We start from the raw sequence: 16,432 nt of genomic DNA on the forward strand, positions 1-16,432 counted from the left end.
TTCAACCGAAGGTCATCTCGAAAGGCTGCGCGCTCTTTCTGATGGCCAGGGCAACTTCAGGTGCCCGCTCCACCAGCGCCTGCTGGTGGAGCAATGTTCCCTCTACGGCCTGAAGGATTTCACATATTCGTCCACCTGGATCTTCGACACGGCAACGTTTACCGAATTCGAGCAAGTAAAGGCGGGATGCGAACATGGATTTCTGGTTGTTCAATGCCAGCGCCAAGGCATCATCCGGCAGATAAGCCGTGGTATTGACGATGTCATAGGCTGGAGCCAACACGGCATCGTTGGCATCTGGCGTGCTGTAGAGCAACCCGAAGTTCTTGAGGTGGGCATCGCCATTGCCAACGATGCAACTCAACGCAACGATATCGAACAACCTGTGCAAGCTATCGACCTGCGTCTCCACTGCCCCAAAGACCTCGATGGCCTTGGCGATCTGTTCATAGCTCTTGCTGTACTTCTGCTCCGTGCCCACCCCCATGAGCACTGCCATGTCTTCGAAGCCCAGCGGGTTCAGCTCGGCGTCCCGGTCGAACCGCCGCATGACAAACATTTTCATGTCCCTCGACAAATAGAAGGGCGGCGTAGAAATACCCGCAGCGCTGGCAATCGACATGCACAGGTACTCATTGATGGCCAGGTGGGGAAAAGCGTCCCGACCACTTTTTATTATCAGTTCCGAAGTGAGCGCGGTGGCCTTGAGCGGCGTATCGACCAACTCCGGAACCAGCACCTTTGGCTGAACACCTGAAATACCAGAGCGCAGAATGTACCGATGCACCAATTCACTGAACAGGTCCTGTGCGCCATCCCAAGCCAGAATTTCTTCCAATCGCTCGCCCTTGGCTCCAGGCACCTGCTGGTCCAACAACCGCTCTACCTCCGGAGCGCTCACCGACACCCGGCCAACCGGCGAATTGCTGCCGGAAATGGCCAACAACAGCATGGGGTCGACTTTGACCAACTTCGCCAGCCTGAACTTCAACTGCTCCAGCAAAAAACCTTCCGGCAGGTTCATCTGAAACAACGGATGCAATTCGCGCTGGAAATAGTCCAGGCGCCTCGGCGGCATGGTCAAGCTGACGCAGCGAGAGGGCTCGATGCCGTCGTATCGAAAAACATAGTCACCGGCCATTTCCCGGAAAACTCGACCGCTTGGCCCAAGTGGCGTGGAGACCTGCAATTCTGCATTCACGCGAAGACATCCCCAAGTTCATCGAGCGTGGGCATTCGCCTGGGCACAACCTCGAGCTCACACCCCAACGCACTCAAGGCTCGACAGTAATAGGACATCGCGACGGTAAGCGAACCCTTTTCAATTTCACCAAGTTTCTGCCGGGTGATACCGATACGTTGGGCAAGCTCGACCTTGGACCATCCGCGATGTTTGCGCAGGGTTTCGATGCTGCGTCCGACTCGCTCAGCAATCAAGGCATCGCTCATGTCACGCTAACCTTACAAATGATGACAAATGTAATGTATACATAACAAAAGAGGGTTTCCACTGGTCGTTATGTCCGGCTGCCCAACGGTAGGGGCCGGCGACTACCCAACCGGCTCATCCACACCGACGCCACGATGATCGCCCCGCCTACGAAGAGCCGCCCCAGCGGCTCGTCCTGGTTCCAGATCAGCAGGTTCAGCAACAACCCCACCGGCACGTGCAGGTTGTTCATCACCGCCAACGTGGCCCCCGGGACCAGGCACGCGCCTTTGTTCCACCAGTACAGCCCCAACGCCGTCGGGACCAGCCCCAGGAACAACAGCACCAGCCATTGTGTGTCGGTCGCTGGCAGGTGCTGGTAGTTGCCGAACAACAGGAAGGCGGGCAGCACGACGATCAGCGCGCCCAGGTAGAAATAGCCAAAGCGCCGGTAGTGCGGCAGGTCGCTGGGGTGCCGAGCCACCAAGTGGCGATACATGACCTGGCCTGCCGCATAGGTGAAGTTGGCCAGTTGCAGCAACAGGAAGCCCATGAAGAAGTCACCGCTGATGCTGTCGAAGCGGATCACCGCAGCGCCCGCCACGGCCACCAAGGCGGCCAGCAGCGCCCAGAAGTTGAAGCGGCGGTTCAGGGCGTCTTCGATCAGGGTCACGTGCAAGGGCGTGAGAATGGTGAACAGCAGCACCTCCGGCACCGTCAGCACGCGGAAGCTCAGGTACAGGCACACATAGGTGATGCCGTACTGCAACGCCCCGATCAGCAGCATCGCGCGCATGAAGCGTGGCTCCACCTGGCGCCAGCGGGTCAGCGGCAGGAACACCAGCAAGGCCAGCACCACGCGCGCCAGCACCGCGAAGTAGCTGTCGACGTTGCCGGCCAGGTAGACGCCGATCAGGTTGAAGGAAAACGCCTGGATCAGCGCGACGATTATCAGGTAGCTCATGATTGCCTCTTGAGTATCAAGGCGGCGACCTTAGCGGGTTGAACCGAAGCAGTTCAACCATGCGCAGTGTAGGGGCAGTGCCAGACCATTCGCGGGTAAATCCGCTCCCACAGGTTGCGGGAGCGGGCTTGCCCGTGAACAGGTCAGTCCTGCATGGCGAAAAAACCAACATAAAAAAGCCCGGCCATCAGGCCGGGCAGGTACACCCAAAGGAGCAACAGGGTGTCAGGGGGTTGGGAATGCGTTACGCGTCAGGCCACCGCGGCCAGCCTGGCCTTGGCCTGGTTCAGGCCTTTCTCGTGGAATTCGCTGCTGATATTCAGGCCTTCGGCGTGGATGAAGTCCACCTCATGAATGCCGATGAAGGCCATCACCTGACGCAGATAGGGTTCCTGGTGGTCGCTGGTGGCACCGGCATGGATGCCGCCACGGGCAGTCAGGACGATGGCGCGCTTGCCGGTCAGCAGGCCTTGCGGGCCGGTCGGGGTGTACTTGAAGGTGATGCCGGCACGCAGCACGTGATCCAGCCAGGCCTTGAGGGTGCTGGGGATGGTGAAGTTGTACATCGGCGCCGCCATCACCAGCACGTCGGCCGCGAGCAACTCCTCGGTCAGTTCATTGGACCGCTCCAGTGCATCCACTTCTGCGGCGCTGCGCTGCTCTTCAGGCTTCATCCAGCCGCCGAGCAGGTTGGCATCCAGGTGCGGCACAGGGCTCACCGCCAGGTCGCGCAGCTTGATCTCGTCGCCCGGATGGGCCGCTTGCCACTGCTGGATGAAATCCTGGGTCAGCTGGCGGGAAACGGAATCCTGCTGGCGGGCGCTGCTTTCGATGATCAATACGCGGGACATGGAAGCCTCCATCGGCGAACAAAGGGTTGCGATTCGATGGAGGTGAGATTAAAACTTGACCTATCGATAAAAAAGCGTAAAAAGTGGGTGAAATCTATCGACTATTCCGTTTATTCGGCTTTGCAGTTCACCGCGATGCGCAGCTTGATGATCTGGCGGTTGAACTTGGCGGTGACGTCCACGCTTTTGCCCGCCGGTACATTCACCCGGCGCACCCGCGGCGCCTCGGGGCCGTTGCGGAAGGTCACCTTGCAAGCCGCCGGGACTTGCCCGTAGTTGTTCAAGGTGATGCTACCGATGTCGTAGGCAGTGTCGTAGGTGGTGTAGTCCAGCTTGACCCCGGCCAGTTCCTTCTCTACCTCGATGGGGTAGGCCATGGCCCCCAGGGGCAGGCACAGCAGCAATGCCGCACAAGATTTCTTCATTGGGCGCTCTCCTTGGAAGAGCGCAGCTTAGGACAACAGGAGCCGAAGATGAAAGCGCCACGCGTAACCCTGGATCAGTGGCGAACCCTCCAGGCAGTGGTCGACCACGGCGGGTTCGCCCAGGCCGCCGAAGCCCTGCACCGCTCGCAATCGTCGGTCAGCTACACCGTGGCACGCATGCAGGAGCAGCTGGGCGTGCCGCTGCTGCGCATCGATGGGCGCAAGGCGGTGCTCACCGAAGCCGGCAATGTGCTGCTGCGCCGTTCACGCCATCTGGTCAAGCAGGCCAGCCAGCTCGAGGACCTGGCCCACCACATGGAGCAAGGCTGGGAGGCCGAGGTGCGCGTGGTGGTCGATGCCGCCTACCCCAGCGCCCGCCTGGTCAGGGCGCTGAGCGCCTTCATGCCGCAAAGCCGCGGGTGTCGGGTACGCCTGCGCGAGGAGGTGTTGTCCGGTGTCGAGGAAGTGCTGCACGAAGGCATTGCCGACCTTGCCATCAGCAGCTACAGCATCGGCGGCTACCTGGGCGCCGAACTGAGCTCGGTGGAATTCATCGCCGTCGCCCACCCCGAGCACAGCCTGCACCGCCTGGGCCGGGAAATCACCTTCCAGGACCTGGAAAGCCAGTTGCAGGTGGTGATCCGCGACTCCGGCCGTGCCCAACCACGGGATGTCGGCTGGCTCGGCGCCGAGCAGCGCTGGACGGTCGGCAGCCTGGGTACCGCCGCCACCTTCGTAAGCAGCGGCCTGGGCTTTGCCTGGCTGCCCCGGCACATGATCGAGCGCGAGCTGCGCGACGGCGTGCTCAAGCCGCTGCCGCTGGATCAAGGTGGCAGCCGTCACCCACTGTTCTACCTTTATTCGAACAAGGACAAGACCTTGGGTCCGGCCACGCAGATTCTCATCGAGCTGCTGCGCAATTTCGACACAGCGCCATTGGACGAGCCCTTCGCAGCCCCCCCGCAAGCCTGAGAGGACCGCGCCCATGGCCTATTTCGAGCACGAAGGATGCACGCTGCACTACGAGGAATACGGCCAGGGCGAACCCCTGGTGCTGCTGCATGGCCTGGGCTCGAGCTGCCAGGACTGGGAACTGCAAGTCCCGGTGTTGAGCCGCCATTACCGGGTGATTCTGATGGATATCCGCGGTCATGGTCGCTCCGACAAACCTCGCGACGGCTACCAGATCGCGACCTTCAGTGCCGACCTGCTGGCCCTACTGGAGCACCTGCAGACCGGCCCGGTGCACGTCGTCGGCCTGTCCATGGGCGGCATGGTGGGTTTTCAGTTCGCCGTCGACCACCCCGCCTGGCTACGCAGCCTGTGCATCGTCAACAGCGCCCCTGAGGTGCGACGCAACTCGATCGCTCACTGGATCTGGTGGATCAAGCGCTGGAGCCTGGCGCGCATCCTCAGTGTCGAGACGATCGGCAAGGGCTTGGCCGAGCGGCTGTTCCCCAAGCCAGAACAAACCGAACTGCGCCACAAGATGGCCCAGCGCTGGGCGCGCAACGACAAGCGCGCCTACCTGCGCAGCTTCGATGCCATCGTCGACTGGGGTGTGCAGGCGCGCATCGGGCAGATCCGCTGCCCGACCCTGGTGATCGCCGCCGACCACGATTACACCCCGATACAACTCAAGGAACGCTATGTCGCCCTGATGCCCCAGGCGACACTGGCGGTCATCGCCGATTCCCGGCACGCTACTCCCCTCGACCAACCCGAGGTCTTCAACCAGACCCTGCTGCACTTCCTCGCAGCGGCTTCCACTTCTCAAGGATCTTTGAGCCCATGCTGAAAAAACTCCTGATCACCGCCTGCTCGGTCGCCTTCGCCACCAGCGTCATGGCTTCGGACAAGACCCCTCACGTCGTGCTGGATACCAGCTTAGGCCAGGTCGAGATCGAGCTGAACGCCGAAAAGGCGCCGATCAGCACGAAGAACTTCCTCGAATACGTCGACAGCGGCTTCTACGACAACACCATCTTCCACCGCGTGATCCCAGGCTTCATGGCCCAGGGCGGCGGTTTCACCGACCAGATGGTGCAAAAGCCGACCCGCGACCCGATCCGCAACGAGGCCAGCAACGGCCTGGCCAACACGCGCGGCACCCTGGCCATGGCGCGTACCTCCGACCCGAACTCGGCCACCAGCCAGTTCTTCATCAACGTGGCCGATAATGATTTCCTCAACCCAGGCCGCGACCGTGGCTACGCGGTGTTCGGCAAGGTGACCAAGGGTATGGAGGTGGTCGACCAGATCGTCAACTCGCCTACCACCATCAAGCAAGGCATGCGCGATGTACCGGCGGACCCGGTGTACATCAAGTCCGCCAAACGCATCGACTGATCGCAGGTCTCACAAGGATGTGAACCCGCCTTGAGGTCGGATGGAACAGGAGTGTGTCCACCATGTTGTACCGCCGCTTCGAACAGCTGATCGACATTTTCCGCGAGGCGCCCAGCGACGCGCCGCCAAGCCAGGTATGGCCGTTCTACCTGTATTACCTGCGCCAGGTCTGGCCCAGCTTCATCGCCCTGCTGGTGGTCGGCCTGGTGGCCGCGCTGATCGAGGTGGCCATGTTCAGCTACCTGAGCCGGATCATCGACCTGGCCCAGGCCACGCCGGGCTCCGAGTTCTTCAGCCGGCACAGCGGCGAGCTGGCCTGGATGCTGGTGGTCATCCTGGTGCTGCGGCCGGTGTTCTTCGGCCTGCACGACCTGCTGGTGCACCAGACCATCAGCCCGGGCATGACCAGCCTGATCCGTTGGCAGAACCATACCTACGTGCTCAAGCAGAGCCTGAATTTCTTCCAGAGCGACTTCGCCGGGCGCATCGCCCAGCGCATCATGCAGACCGGCAACTCCCTGCGCGACTCAGCGGTACAGGCCGTGGACGCACTCTGGCACGTGCTCATCTACGCCATCAGCTCCCTGGTACTGTTCGCCGAGGCCGACTGGCGGCTGATGCTGCCATTGCTGGCCTGGATCGCCTGCTACATCGCCGCGCTCTACTACTTCGTACCCCGGGTCAAGGAACGTTCGGTGATTTCCTCCGACGCCCGCTCCAAGCTGATGGGGCGCATCGTCGATGGCTACACCAACATCGCCACCCTCAAGCTGTTCGCCCATACCGACTACGAACAGCAGTACGCCCGTGAGGCGATCAGCGAGCAGACCGAGAAAACCCAGCTGGCCTCGCGGGTGGTCACCAGCATGGACGTGGTCATCACCGGCCTCAACGGCCTGTTGGTGGTGGGCACCACGGGCCTGGCCCTGTGGCTGTGGAGCCAGTCGCTGATCACCGTTGGCGCCATCGCGCTGGCCACGGGCCTGGTGATCCGCATCATCAACATGTCCGGCTGGATCATGTGGGTGGTCAATGGCATCTTCGAGAACATCGGCATGGTCCAGGACGGCCTGCAGACCATCGCCCAGCCGGTCAGCGTCACCGACAAGCCTGGCGCCCCGGCACTGCAGGTCAGCCGTGGCGCGGTGCACTTCGACCATGTGGACTTTCATTACGGCAAGGGCAACAAGGTCATCGACGGGCTGGACCTGGACATCCGCCCCGGCGAGAAGATCGGCCTGATCGGCCCTTCCGGCGCCGGCAAGTCGACCCTGGTCAACCTATTGCTGCGTCTGTACGACGTGGACAGCGGGCGCATCCTCATCGACGGCCAGGACATCGCCGAGGTCAACCAGGCCAGCCTGCGCGCGCAGATCGGCATGATCACCCAGGACACCTCGCTGCTGCATCGCTCGATCCGTGACAACCTGCTGTATGGCCGGCCGGATGCCAGCGAGGCGCAAGTCTGGGAGGCCGTGCGCCAGGCCCGGGCCGACGAGTTCATCCCCCACCTCTCCGACGCCCAGGGGCGCACTGGGTTCGATGCCCATGTGGGCGAGCGCGGCGTCAAGCTCTCCGGTGGCCAGCGCCAGCGCATCGCCATTGCCCGGGTGCTGCTCAAGAACGCGCCGATCCTGATCATGGACGAAGCCACCTCGGCGCTGGATTCGGAAGTCGAGGCGGCGATCCAGGAGAGCCTGGAGACCTTGATGCAAGGCAAGACGGTGATCGCCATCGCCCACCGCCTGTCCACCATCGCCCGTATGGACCGGCTGGTGGTGCTGGACCAAGGGCGCATCGTCGAAAGCGGTACCCATGCCGAGTTGCTGGCCGAGCGCGGGTTGTATGCGCGGTTGTGGCATCACCAGACCGGCGGGTTCGTCGGGGTGGATTGACCGCTCCATCCCGCGATTGGGCCCGCTCAGGCCCTCCGGTAAGGCAACATCTCCCGCGCCTGCTCGGCATAGGCCCTCACCCCTGCCCGCTCCTGCTCGAGGAAATCCCCCACCGCCCGGCGCAACCCCGGGTGCAACAGGTAATGCCACGACCTGGTCAGCACCGGCTCGAAGCCGCGGATCAGCTTGTGTTCACCCTGGGCCCCGGCATCGAACCGCTGCAGCCCTTCTTCAATGGCGAACGTCATGCCCTGATAGAAGCAGGTTTCGAAATGCAACCGATCGAATTCGTCCAGGCACCCCCAATAACGCCCATACAGGCTGTCACCACCGACCAGGCTCAGGGCCATGGCCACCTCGCGCCCGTGCTGGCGAGCCACCACCACCCGCACCGCCTCGGGCATGCGCTCGGCCAGCAGGCTGAAGAATTCGCGGGTCAGATAGGGCGTACGACGCCGCACCGCATAGGTGTTGGCATAGCACAGGTAGACGAAGTCCCACTGCGCCTCGCTCAGTTCCTCATCGCGCAACCAGCGGAAGTCGATCCCCTGCCCGGCCACCTGCTCGCGCTCCTTGCGCATCTGCTTGCGCTTGCGGGAACTCAGGGTATCGAGGAAGTCCTGGAAGTCGCGGTAACCGCGGTTATGCCAGTGGAACTGGCAACCCAGGCGCTCCATCCACCCTGGCAAGCCGGCGATGCGCTCGTCGAGGGCGCTGTCGGTGAAGTTGATGTGCGCACCGGAGAGCTCACCCTTGCCCAGGTACTCGGGAATGGCCTGCAGCATGAGCAACCCATCGGCTGGCTCGGCCGCCAGCAGGCGCGGACCGCTCACCGGGCTGAACGGCACCGCGCCGAGCAGCTTGGGGTAGTAGCGGATGCCCGCGCGTTCGCAGGCATCGGCCCAGCCGTGATCGAACACGTACTCACCGAAGGAATGCCACTTGCGGTAGGCAGGCAGCACTGCACGCACCTGCCCAGCGCGCTCCAGCACCAGATGCTCGGCCGCCCAGCCGGTCGCGGGCGCGACGCTGCCGCTGTCCTCCAAAGCACTGAGGAAAGCGTGGCGCAGGAACGGCTGGCCGCAAGGCACCAGGGCATCCCAGGTCGTCGCCGGCAGGTCACGTAGATGGGCAAGGCTGTACAGGCTGGTCACGATGTCGACTCACAGGCCAGGAAGTGGCCAGTATCCCCAAGTGGGTCGCGACACTCAAATGAAGCGAACACTCAATCTCGCTTAACCACAGTGCCATCAAATAGACATTATTTTGTCATTCCTCCCCGCAATACTGGCGCCTGTTTTTCGGAACCCCGGCAACCCCTCTAGCCAGGGCCTTTCCGAAGGCATGCCAACTAAGGGGCAGGCGCAAGAGCCTCCCCAACTTTTTCCAACAGGGAGAACCTTATGCGTCTTGTTTCTACACTTACCGGAGTAAGCCTCACCGGCATGATGCTGGCACTGAGCGCTCCGGCCAGTGCTGCAGTCGACGCCAAGCTGCTCGAGATGCTCCGCGCCAACGGCTCGATCAACCAGGCGCAGTACAACGAACTGCAGGCCGATCTGGCCAAGGAAACCAAGGAAAAGGCAGAGCAGAAGGCCCAGGCCGACCGCCTGAGCTCCTTCGAGCAGAAAGTGGCATGGGCCGCCAAGACCCAGATCAAGGGCGACGTACGCCTGCGCTACGAAGACGTCAACGTCGACAACCCCAACAGCCGCAGCGGCAACCAGGACCGCGAGCGCGTCCGTGCCCGCGTCGGCTTCTACAGCCAGATCAACCCGCAGGTCGATGCCGGCATCCGCGTTGCCACCGGCAGCAGCTCCGATGCCCGCTCCACCAACCAGAGCCTGGACAACTACTTCGACAAGAAGTCGCTGTGGGTAGACCTGGCCTACCTCGACTGGCACCCGACCGCCGTGCCGAACCTGCACCTGATCGGCGGCAAGATGCCTCAGCCTTGGGTGAGCATGGGCGACATCATCTGGGACAGCGACATCAACCCCGAAGGCGTGGCCGTCACCTACAAGACCGACCTGGGCGGCGCCGAGCTGTTCGGCAGCGCCGGCCACTACAACCTCAAGGACAACGTGGACGGCGACGGCGTGCAGTTCAAGCACGACGCCCAGCTGTACCACGGCCAGTTGGGCGCACGCTTCGATGCGGCCGACACCGTCAAGGTCACCGTGGGTACCAGCATCTACGGCTATGACAACGACAAGGAATCGGCTGCCCTGCGCGCCTTCGGCAACACCACCAACGAGTTCAACCTGGTGGAAGGCTTCGGCCAGGTGGACTTCACCGGCTTCGCCATCCCGCTGTCGGCCTACGGCCAGTACGTGAAGAACACCGAGAGCACCGACGGCGAAGACAAGGCCTGGTTGGCCGGCCTGAAGACCAAGCTCGGCGCCTGGAGCCTGGACTACAACTACCGCGACGTGCAGCGCAACGCGGTGGTCAGCGCCTTCACCGACTCCGACTTCGGTGCCGGCTTCACCGGTTCGCGCGGTCACAAGTTCAAGGTTGGCTACGAGATCGACAAGAACTTCTCGCTGGGCGCAGCCTACCTGATGGCCAAGACCGACCTGTCCCAGCTGCCGAACAGCAATGCCGACGTCGACACCCTGCAGGTCGACCTGGAAGCCAAGTTCTAAGCGCAAGCTCCCCTGCGTCACTCAGGCGGGAAGTGCCGACCCCATCCGGCGCTTCCCGCTTTTTTTGCCTGCTGCAAATGCATTGGCCCAATCGCCGGCAAGCCGGCGCCCACAGGATCGTGACAGACCCGTGGGAGCCGGCTTGCCGGCGATTGGGCCAATGCAGACGCTACAAGGGATCAGCGCTTGCGCAGGATCACGCTGCCGATCGAATACCCCGCACCAAACGAGCTCAGCACGCCCAGCGCGCCCTTGGGCAGGTCATCCTGGTAGAGGTGGAAGGCAATCACCGAGCCCGCCGAACTGGTGTTGGCATAACGGTCCAGAATCACCGGTGCATCCTCCTCGGCGACCTCACGCCCCAGCAGCTTCTTGACGATCAGGTGGTTCATGCTGAGGTTCGCCTGGTGCAGCCAGAAGCGATTGACGTCGTTCGGTTGCAGGTCGTTTTCCTCCAGGTGCTGACCGATCAGCTCGGCGACCTTCGGGCAGACCTCCTTGAATACCTTGCGGCCTTCCTGCACGAACAGCTTGTCTGGGGCGTCGATCCCCTCCTCCGCCGCACGGTTGAGGAAACCGAAGTTATTGCGGATGTTGTTGGAGAAGCCGGTCCACAGCTTGGTGCTGACGATCTCGAACTGGTGCACCGAGGTGGCCTGGTCGGCGCGTTCGACCAGTACGGCGGTAGCGGCATCGCCGAAGATGAAGTGGCTGTCGCGGTCACGGAAGTTCAGGTGCCCGGTGCAGATCTCCGGGTTGACCATCAGCACCGCTCGGGCCTGGCCCAGTTGCACACTGTTGGCGGCGGTCTGGATGCCGAAGGTGGCCGAGGAGCAGGCCACGTTCATGTCGAAGGCAAAGCCCTGGATGTCCAGTGCTTGTTGCACTTCGATGGAGATGGCCGGGTACGGGCGCTGCAGGTTGGAGCAGGCGACGATCACCCCGTCCACGTCGGCGGGCGTGCGGCCTGCACGCTCAAGGGCCTGGCGGGCGGCGGCCACGGCCATTTCGCAGAGGATCGACGGCTCGTCATTGGAGCGCTCCGGCAGGCGCGGCTTCATGCGCTGCGGGTCGAGGATGCCGGCCTTGTCCATGACGAAGCGGCTCTTGATGCCGGAAGCCTTCTCGATGAAGGCCGCGTCGGACAGCGGCGCGGCCTCCAGCTCGCCCCGCTCGATGGCGGCGGCGTTGTCCTGGTTGTACTGCTGCGCCCAGGTGTTGAAGGACGTCACCAGTTCTTCGTTGGAAATGCTCTGGGCCGGGGTATACAGGCCGGTGCCGCTGATCACGACGTTATGCACGGTCGTTCCTCTGGTCAGAGGCCATCGCCACGCGGCGCTGGCCGGAAAAGGCAAGATAATGGCACTTTAGTGCCAACTTATACGCGAGGGCCGTGCCCTCGATCACAAGACAAGCCCGCACTCTCAGGATAGGCGCGGTTCCTGTAGAAGCAGGCTTGCCCTGCGATGGGCCGCACAGCGGCCCAAATTCCCGCAAGTTTGCCACATTTCCCTAGGTTTAGGCTTCCACCTGGGACCACTGTTTGGACAGACGCTTGTCGGAAACCGGCACCTTGGTGCCCAGCTGCTGGGCGAACAACGACACCCGGTATTCCTCCAGCCACCAGCGGTACAGGGTAAGCTGTTCGTCCCGCTTGCCCTCCTGGGCATGCTTGTCGGCGCGGGCCTTGTACTGGGTCCACAGGTTGGCCAGCTCGCCGCTCCACACCCGGTCCTTCTGCACCTGCGAACCGAGCTTCTCCAGACGCAGCTCCACCGCCTTGAGATAGCGCGGCAATTCTTTGAACCAGGCCGCGGGCGTCTCGCGTACGAAGCCTGGATACACCAGGTTGGCGAGCTGCTGCTTGATGTCGTTCAAGGCGACCGCCTGGCTCAGGTCGATCTTGCCCTTGAAGCGCTTCTGCAAGCCATGCCACAGCTTGAGCACCTCCAGGGTCTGGCGGGCCAGACGCTCGGCATGCTCGGCCCAGCTGCCGCGCTTGCGCTCGGCCAGCGCGGCGAGCGCTGCACCGTCACGCGGCAACGGCGCCTCGCCTTCGAGGATGCAGCTGTCCAGGCTGGCCAGGAGGATATCCTCCACCAACGCCTCGACCCGGCCCAGCTCGCGGTACAACAGGCCCAGCTCGGTCAGCCCCGGCAGCTTGCCGCGCAGGAACTTGGCAGGCTCGGCCAGCTGTTGCAGCAGCAACCGCTGCAGCGCACGGCGGTGCTGGAACTCGGCCTCGGCCTGGGTCGAGAAACGCCCCTCGCGCACTGCCCCGGCCTCTTCCACCAGCGCCGGATACACCGTCAGCGACAGGCCGGCGATCTTCTGCTGGGCGGTTTGCGCCACCTCGGCGAACGCCTTGGCCTGCACCGGCTGCTCGGCTTTTTCGTTGCGCGGCATGGCCAGTGCGGCCTGGCTCGCAGCGGCGAAACGCGCGGTCAGTTCGGCCAGGTCACGGCCTTCGCCAAGGAACTTGCCCTGGCCGTCGACCACCTCGACGTTCATGCGCAGGTGCCCTTCCACCAGCCCGGCCGCTTCGGCCCAGGCGTCGTCCGGCACCCGGGCGCCGGTCATGCGCAGCAGTTCCTGGCCCAGGGCCTGGGGCAAGGCGCCCTGGCCGAAGGTCATGCGGGCCAGGGCCGCCTTGACGAAATCGGGTACCGGCACGAAGTTCTTGCGCAGGGCCTTGGGCAGGTTGCGCACCAAGGCCACGCACTTGGCCTCCAGCAGGCCGGGTACCAGCCACTCCAGGCGCTCGCCCGGCAGGCTCGGCAGCAGCGGTGCCGGCACACGCACGGTAACGCCGTCACGGGGGTGGCCCGGCTCGAAGTGGTAGGTCAATGGCAGGCGCAAGTCCCCCACCTGCAGGCTGTCTGGGTATTGCGCGGCGGTCACTTCGCTGGCTTCGCGGGCCAGAACGTCCTCTTCGCGCATGATCAGCAGGTTCGGGTCCTTCTGGCTGTTGACCCGGTACCAGCTGTCGAAGGTCGCACTCTGGTGGATCTCTGCCGGCAGGCGCGCCTCGTAGAAGGCGTAAAGGGTTTCCTCGTCGGCCAGGATGTCCCGTCGCCGGGCCTTGGCCTCCAGTTCGTCGAGCTGCTCGAGCAGGCGCTTGTTGGCCGCCAGGCACTTGGCCCGCGACTGGATCTGGCCACCCACCAGGCCGTCACGGATGAACAGCTCGCGGGACACCACCGGGTCGATCGGGCCGAAGTGCACCGGCCGGCGACCGACTAGGATCAGGCCATACAGGGTGATCTGCTCGTAGGCCACCACCTGGCCGCGCTTCTTCTCCCAGTGCGGCTCGAAATGGTTCTTCTTGACCAGGTGGGTGGCCAGCGGCTCGATCCAGTCCGGTTCGATCTTGGCCACCATACGTGCATAGAGCTTGGTGGTTTCCACAAGCTCTGCGGCCATCACCCACTGTGGGCGCTTGCGGCCGATGCCGGAGGACGGGTGGACCCAGAAGCGCCGCTGGCGCGCGCCCTGGTAGTCGCCGTCTTCGGTCTTGTGGCCGATCTGGCTCAACAGGCCACTGAGGATGGCCTTGTGCATACGTGGGAAGTCTGCCGGCTCCTTGTTGACCGCCAATTGCAGGTCGCGGCAGATCAGCGAGAGCTGGCGGTGGGCGTCGCGCCATTCACGCAGGCGCAGGTAGCTAAGGAAGTGCTTGCGGCACCAATTGCGCAGCGGGTTGGCGGTCAAGGCCTGGCGCTGCTCCTCGAAGCCCCGCCAAAGGTTGACCAGGGCGGCGAAATCGGAGTCGGTGTCCTTCCACTGGGCATGGGCCTGATCAGCCGCCTGCTGGCGCTCCGGTGGGCGCTCGCGGGGGTCCTGCACCGACAGGGCACTGGCGACGATCAGCACTTCCTGCAGGCTGCCCTGGCGGGCGCCTTCGAGCAGCATGCGGCCCAGGCGTGGGTCGATCGGCAGGCGTGCCAGCTGGCGGCCCAGCGGGGTCAGCTGGTTTTCGCGATTGACCGCCGAGAGCTCCTGCAACAGGTTGAAGCCGTCGCTGATGGCCTTGCCATCCGGCGGCTCGATGAACGGGAAGGCATCGATCGCGCCCAGGCGCAGGTGCAGCATCTGCAGGATCACCGCAGCCAGGTTGGTGCGCAGGATCTCAGGGTCGGTGAACGCCGGTCGGGCGTTGAAGTCTTCTTCGCTGTACAGACGCACGCAGATGCCCGGCTCGACCCGCCCGCAACGGCCCTTGCGCTGGTTGGCGCTGGCTTGCGACACCGCCTCGATGGGCAGGCGCTGAACCTTGGCCCGGTAGCTGTAGCGGCTGATGCGCGCAGTACCGGTGTCGATCACGTAGCGGATGCCCGGCACGGTCAGCGACGTTTCGGCAACGTTGGTGGCAAGTACTACCCGGCGCCCGGTATGGGGCTGGAAGATCTTCTGCTGCTCGGCTGGCGTCAGGCGCGCATACAGCGGCAGGATCTCGGTGTGGCGCAACTGGGCCTTGCGCAGGATCTCGGCGGCATCGCGGATCTCCCGCTCGCCCGGCAGGAACACCAGCACATCACCGGGGCCCTTGCCCTCGCTGCGCTCGTGATGGGCCAGTTCGTCCAGGGTGGCGAGGATCGCCTGGTCGACAGTGAGGTCGTCCTCGACGCGGTTGCCCTCCTCGTCCTGCTCGCTGGTCAACGGGCGGTACCAAGTCTCCACCGGGAAGGTGCGGCCCGACACCTCGATGATCGGCGCGCCGTCGAAATGCTTGGAGAAGCGCTCCAGGTCGATGGTCGCCGAGGTGATGATCAGCTTCAGGTCCGAGCGGCGGTGCAGCAGGGTCTTCAGGTAGCCGAGCAGGAAGTCGATGTTCAGGCTGCGCTCGTGGGCTTCGTCGACGATGATCGTGTCGTAGCGCTCGAGGAAGCGGTCGTGCTGGGTCTCGGCCAGCAGGATGCCGTCGGTCATCAGCTTGACCAGGGTACCGGCATCGCTCTGGTCCTCGAAGCGCACCTGGTAGCCGATCAGCCCGCCCAAGGGCGTGCCCAGTTCTTCGGCCACCCGCGCCGCCACGCTGCGCGCGGCGATCCGACGCGGCTGGGTGTGGGCGATCAGGCCGTGGCGACCGCGGCCCATCTCCAGGCAGATCTTCGGCAACTGGGTGGTCTTGCCCGAGCCGGTCTCGCCGGCGATCACCAGCACCTGGTGCTCGGCCAGGGCCTTCTTGATTTCGTCGCGCTTGGCCGCGATGGGCAGGCTGTCGTCGTAGCGGATGCTCGGCACGCTCTGCTCGCGGGCCACGACCTGGGCGCAGGAAGCCTGGACCTTTTCCACCCACGACGCCTGCTTCGCCTCGTCGGGGCGCTTGCGCAGCTCGTGCAGTTGACGCCGCAGCCGATGGCGGTCGGCGATCATGGCGTGGTCAAGGTTCTTCAGGAGTTGGTCGATTGAGTGGTCTGTCATGGGGCTTTTTGGTGATGCAGGTGGGCCTGCTTTTTCATGATCGGCATTCGAAAGATGCGCGATTGTCGCAGATTTGCGACCGCTTTGCTGTCTGTGCTGCCTGCACTGAAGGAGCGGCCTCGCGCCCTTTCGCGGCACAAGGCCTTCCGACAGCATTTGCATCGTTGCTTGAGAATGTTTAGCCAACCACGGAATGAACGTTGCCATTCACTGCTTTAATCAACCTTATACCCCATGTGAGTATCCAGGCATGATCCGCCCCTCGAGCAATGCGCACCCGGCCCTTCCCAAGGCCAAGGCGCGCGCCGGCGAAAACCCGCTGGTACATGTCATCCTCGCCTTCTGGGCCCTGTGGCACTGCCGCCACGCACGCCCGCCGGATACTTCGTTCACGCCTCTCTGACCCGTCCCGGCCACCTTCGGCCGGTTTCCCGGTACGAGCCGCCG

14 protein-coding genes are annotated in these 16,432 nt (G+C 63.7%); 6 read left to right on the top strand and 8 right to left on the bottom strand.

Features of this window, described 5'->3' with window-relative positions; all coding sequences use genetic code 11:
- Nucleotide 1: 1 nt before the first annotated feature.
- From ACNFCI_RS15800 to ACNFCI_RS15820, 5 genes are all read right to left on the bottom strand, one after another.
- On the bottom strand, nucleotides 2-1,201 hold the full coding sequence (locus tag ACNFCI_RS15800; protein ID WP_416768053.1) for a type II toxin-antitoxin system HipA family toxin: 1,200 nt from the start codon (nucleotides 1,199-1,201) through the stop codon (nucleotides 2-4).
- On the bottom strand, nucleotides 1,198-1,449 hold the full coding sequence (locus ACNFCI_RS15805) for a helix-turn-helix transcriptional regulator (RefSeq protein WP_416768054.1): 252 nt from the start codon (nucleotides 1,447-1,449) through the stop codon (nucleotides 1,198-1,200). Before ACNFCI_RS15805 ends, ACNFCI_RS15800 begins: the two co-directional genes overlap by 4 nt.
- 68 nt (nucleotides 1,450-1,517) lie before the next feature.
- Complete coding sequence (locus ACNFCI_RS15810; RefSeq protein WP_416768055.1) at nucleotides 1,518-2,393, bottom strand: carboxylate/amino acid/amine transporter; 876 nt, start codon at nucleotides 2,391-2,393, stop codon at nucleotides 1,518-1,520.
- 251 nt (nucleotides 2,394-2,644) lie between these two features.
- Nucleotides 2,645-3,244: an FMN-dependent NADH-azoreductase gene (locus tag ACNFCI_RS15815; RefSeq protein WP_324818232.1), complete on the bottom strand. Its 600-nt coding sequence runs from the start codon at nucleotides 3,242-3,244 to the stop codon at nucleotides 2,645-2,647.
- A 110-nt stretch (nucleotides 3,245-3,354) separates the two neighbouring features.
- On the bottom strand, nucleotides 3,355-3,669 hold the full coding sequence (locus ACNFCI_RS15820) for a 3-phosphoglycerate kinase (RefSeq protein ID WP_084858427.1): 315 nt from the start codon (nucleotides 3,667-3,669) through the stop codon (nucleotides 3,355-3,357).
- Between the two features lie 48 nt (nucleotides 3,670-3,717).
- Here ACNFCI_RS15820 and ACNFCI_RS15825 point away from each other — a divergent pair, with 48 nt between their 5' ends.
- The 4 genes from ACNFCI_RS15825 (at nucleotide 3,718) to ACNFCI_RS15840 (ending at nucleotide 7,913) form a co-directional block, all read left to right on the top strand.
- Nucleotides 3,718-4,641 (top strand): LysR family transcriptional regulator, encoded by a 924-nt coding sequence (locus ACNFCI_RS15825; protein WP_324818238.1) that lies wholly within the window; start codon nucleotides 3,718-3,720, stop codon nucleotides 4,639-4,641.
- 13 nt (nucleotides 4,642-4,654) lie between these two features.
- Nucleotides 4,655-5,467, top strand: a complete 813-nt coding sequence (locus ACNFCI_RS15830) for an alpha/beta fold hydrolase (protein WP_084858425.1) — start codon at nucleotides 4,655-4,657, stop codon at nucleotides 5,465-5,467.
- A complete protein-coding gene (locus tag ACNFCI_RS15835) occupies nucleotides 5,461-6,018 on the top strand; it encodes a peptidylprolyl isomerase (RefSeq protein WP_368829951.1) in 558 nt (185 codons plus the stop codon). The genes ACNFCI_RS15830 and ACNFCI_RS15835 overlap by 7 nt, the downstream gene beginning before the upstream one ends.
- Before the next feature lie 62 nt (nucleotides 6,019-6,080).
- Entirely contained in the window at nucleotides 6,081-7,913 is a 1,833-nt protein-coding gene (locus ACNFCI_RS15840) for an ABC transporter ATP-binding protein (protein WP_368829955.1), read from the top strand.
- A gap of 26 nt (nucleotides 7,914-7,939) precedes the next feature.
- Here the strand turns inward: ACNFCI_RS15840 and ACNFCI_RS15845 are convergent, their stop codons facing one another.
- On the bottom strand, nucleotides 7,940-9,067 hold the full coding sequence (locus tag ACNFCI_RS15845; protein ID WP_416768056.1) for a GNAT family N-acetyltransferase: 1,128 nt from the start codon (nucleotides 9,065-9,067) through the stop codon (nucleotides 7,940-7,942).
- Between the two features lie 249 nt (nucleotides 9,068-9,316).
- On the opposite strand from ACNFCI_RS15845, the gene ACNFCI_RS15850 reads away from it, so the two are divergent.
- The gene (locus tag ACNFCI_RS15850; protein WP_084858421.1) at nucleotides 9,317-10,561 is read left to right on the top strand and encodes a putative porin; all 1,245 of its coding nucleotides are present in this window, start codon (nucleotides 9,317-9,319) and stop codon (nucleotides 10,559-10,561) included.
- Between the two features lie 179 nt (nucleotides 10,562-10,740).
- Here the strand turns inward: ACNFCI_RS15850 and ACNFCI_RS15855 are convergent, their stop codons facing one another.
- On the bottom strand, nucleotides 10,741-11,862 hold the full coding sequence (locus ACNFCI_RS15855) for a beta-ketoacyl-ACP synthase III (RefSeq protein ID WP_368829949.1): 1,122 nt from the start codon (nucleotides 11,860-11,862) through the stop codon (nucleotides 10,741-10,743).
- 217 nt (nucleotides 11,863-12,079) lie between these two features.
- Entirely contained in the window at nucleotides 12,080-15,985 is a 3,906-nt protein-coding gene (gene hrpA / locus ACNFCI_RS15860) for an ATP-dependent RNA helicase HrpA (RefSeq protein WP_368829948.1), read from the bottom strand.
- A gap of 250 nt (nucleotides 15,986-16,235) precedes the next feature.
- Here hrpA and ACNFCI_RS15865 point away from each other — a divergent pair, with 250 nt between their 5' ends.
- Nucleotides 16,236-16,388 (top strand): hypothetical protein, encoded by a 153-nt coding sequence (locus tag ACNFCI_RS15865; protein ID WP_172403052.1) that lies wholly within the window; start codon nucleotides 16,236-16,238, stop codon nucleotides 16,386-16,388.
- Nucleotides 16,389-16,432 lie beyond the last annotated feature (44 nt).

Origin of the sequence: Pseudomonas sp. NY15356 (assembly GCF_048068175.1) — a bacterium.
Lineage (GTDB): Bacteria > Pseudomonadota > Gammaproteobacteria > Pseudomonadales > Pseudomonadaceae > Aquipseudomonas > Aquipseudomonas putida_K.

What these genes read in the sequence shown, in the direction of transcription:
- ACNFCI_RS15805 (WP_416768054.1), bottom strand. Translation starts at nt 1,449, where the DNA reads ATGAGCGATGCCTTGATTGCTGAGCGAGTCGGACGCAGCATCGAAACC.
- ACNFCI_RS15810 (WP_416768055.1), bottom strand. Translation starts at nt 2,393, where the DNA reads ATGAGCTACCTGATAATCGTCGCGCTGATCCAGGCGTTTTCCTTCAAC.
- ACNFCI_RS15815 (WP_324818232.1), bottom strand. Translation starts at nt 3,244, where the DNA reads ATGTCCCGCGTATTGATCATCGAAAGCAGCGCCCGCCAGCAGGATTCC.
- ACNFCI_RS15820 (WP_084858427.1), bottom strand. Translation starts at nt 3,669, where the DNA reads ATGAAGAAATCTTGTGCGGCATTGCTGCTGTGCCTGCCCCTGGGGGCC.
- ACNFCI_RS15825 (WP_324818238.1), top strand. Translation starts at nt 3,718, where the DNA reads ATGAAAGCGCCACGCGTAACCCTGGATCAGTGGCGAACCCTCCAGGCA.
- ACNFCI_RS15830 (WP_084858425.1), top strand. Translation starts at nt 4,655, where the DNA reads ATGGCCTATTTCGAGCACGAAGGATGCACGCTGCACTACGAGGAATAC.
- ACNFCI_RS15835 (WP_368829951.1), top strand. Translation starts at nt 5,461, where the DNA reads ATGCTGAAAAAACTCCTGATCACCGCCTGCTCGGTCGCCTTCGCCACC.
- ACNFCI_RS15840 (WP_368829955.1), top strand. Translation starts at nt 6,081, where the DNA reads ATGTTGTACCGCCGCTTCGAACAGCTGATCGACATTTTCCGCGAGGCG.
- ACNFCI_RS15850 (WP_084858421.1), top strand. Translation starts at nt 9,317, where the DNA reads ATGCGTCTTGTTTCTACACTTACCGGAGTAAGCCTCACCGGCATGATG.
- hrpA (WP_368829948.1), bottom strand. Translation starts at nt 15,985, where the DNA reads ATGACAGACCACTCAATCGACCAACTCCTGAAGAACCTTGACCACGCC.
- ACNFCI_RS15865 (WP_172403052.1), top strand. Translation starts at nt 16,236, where the DNA reads ATGATCCGCCCCTCGAGCAATGCGCACCCGGCCCTTCCCAAGGCCAAG.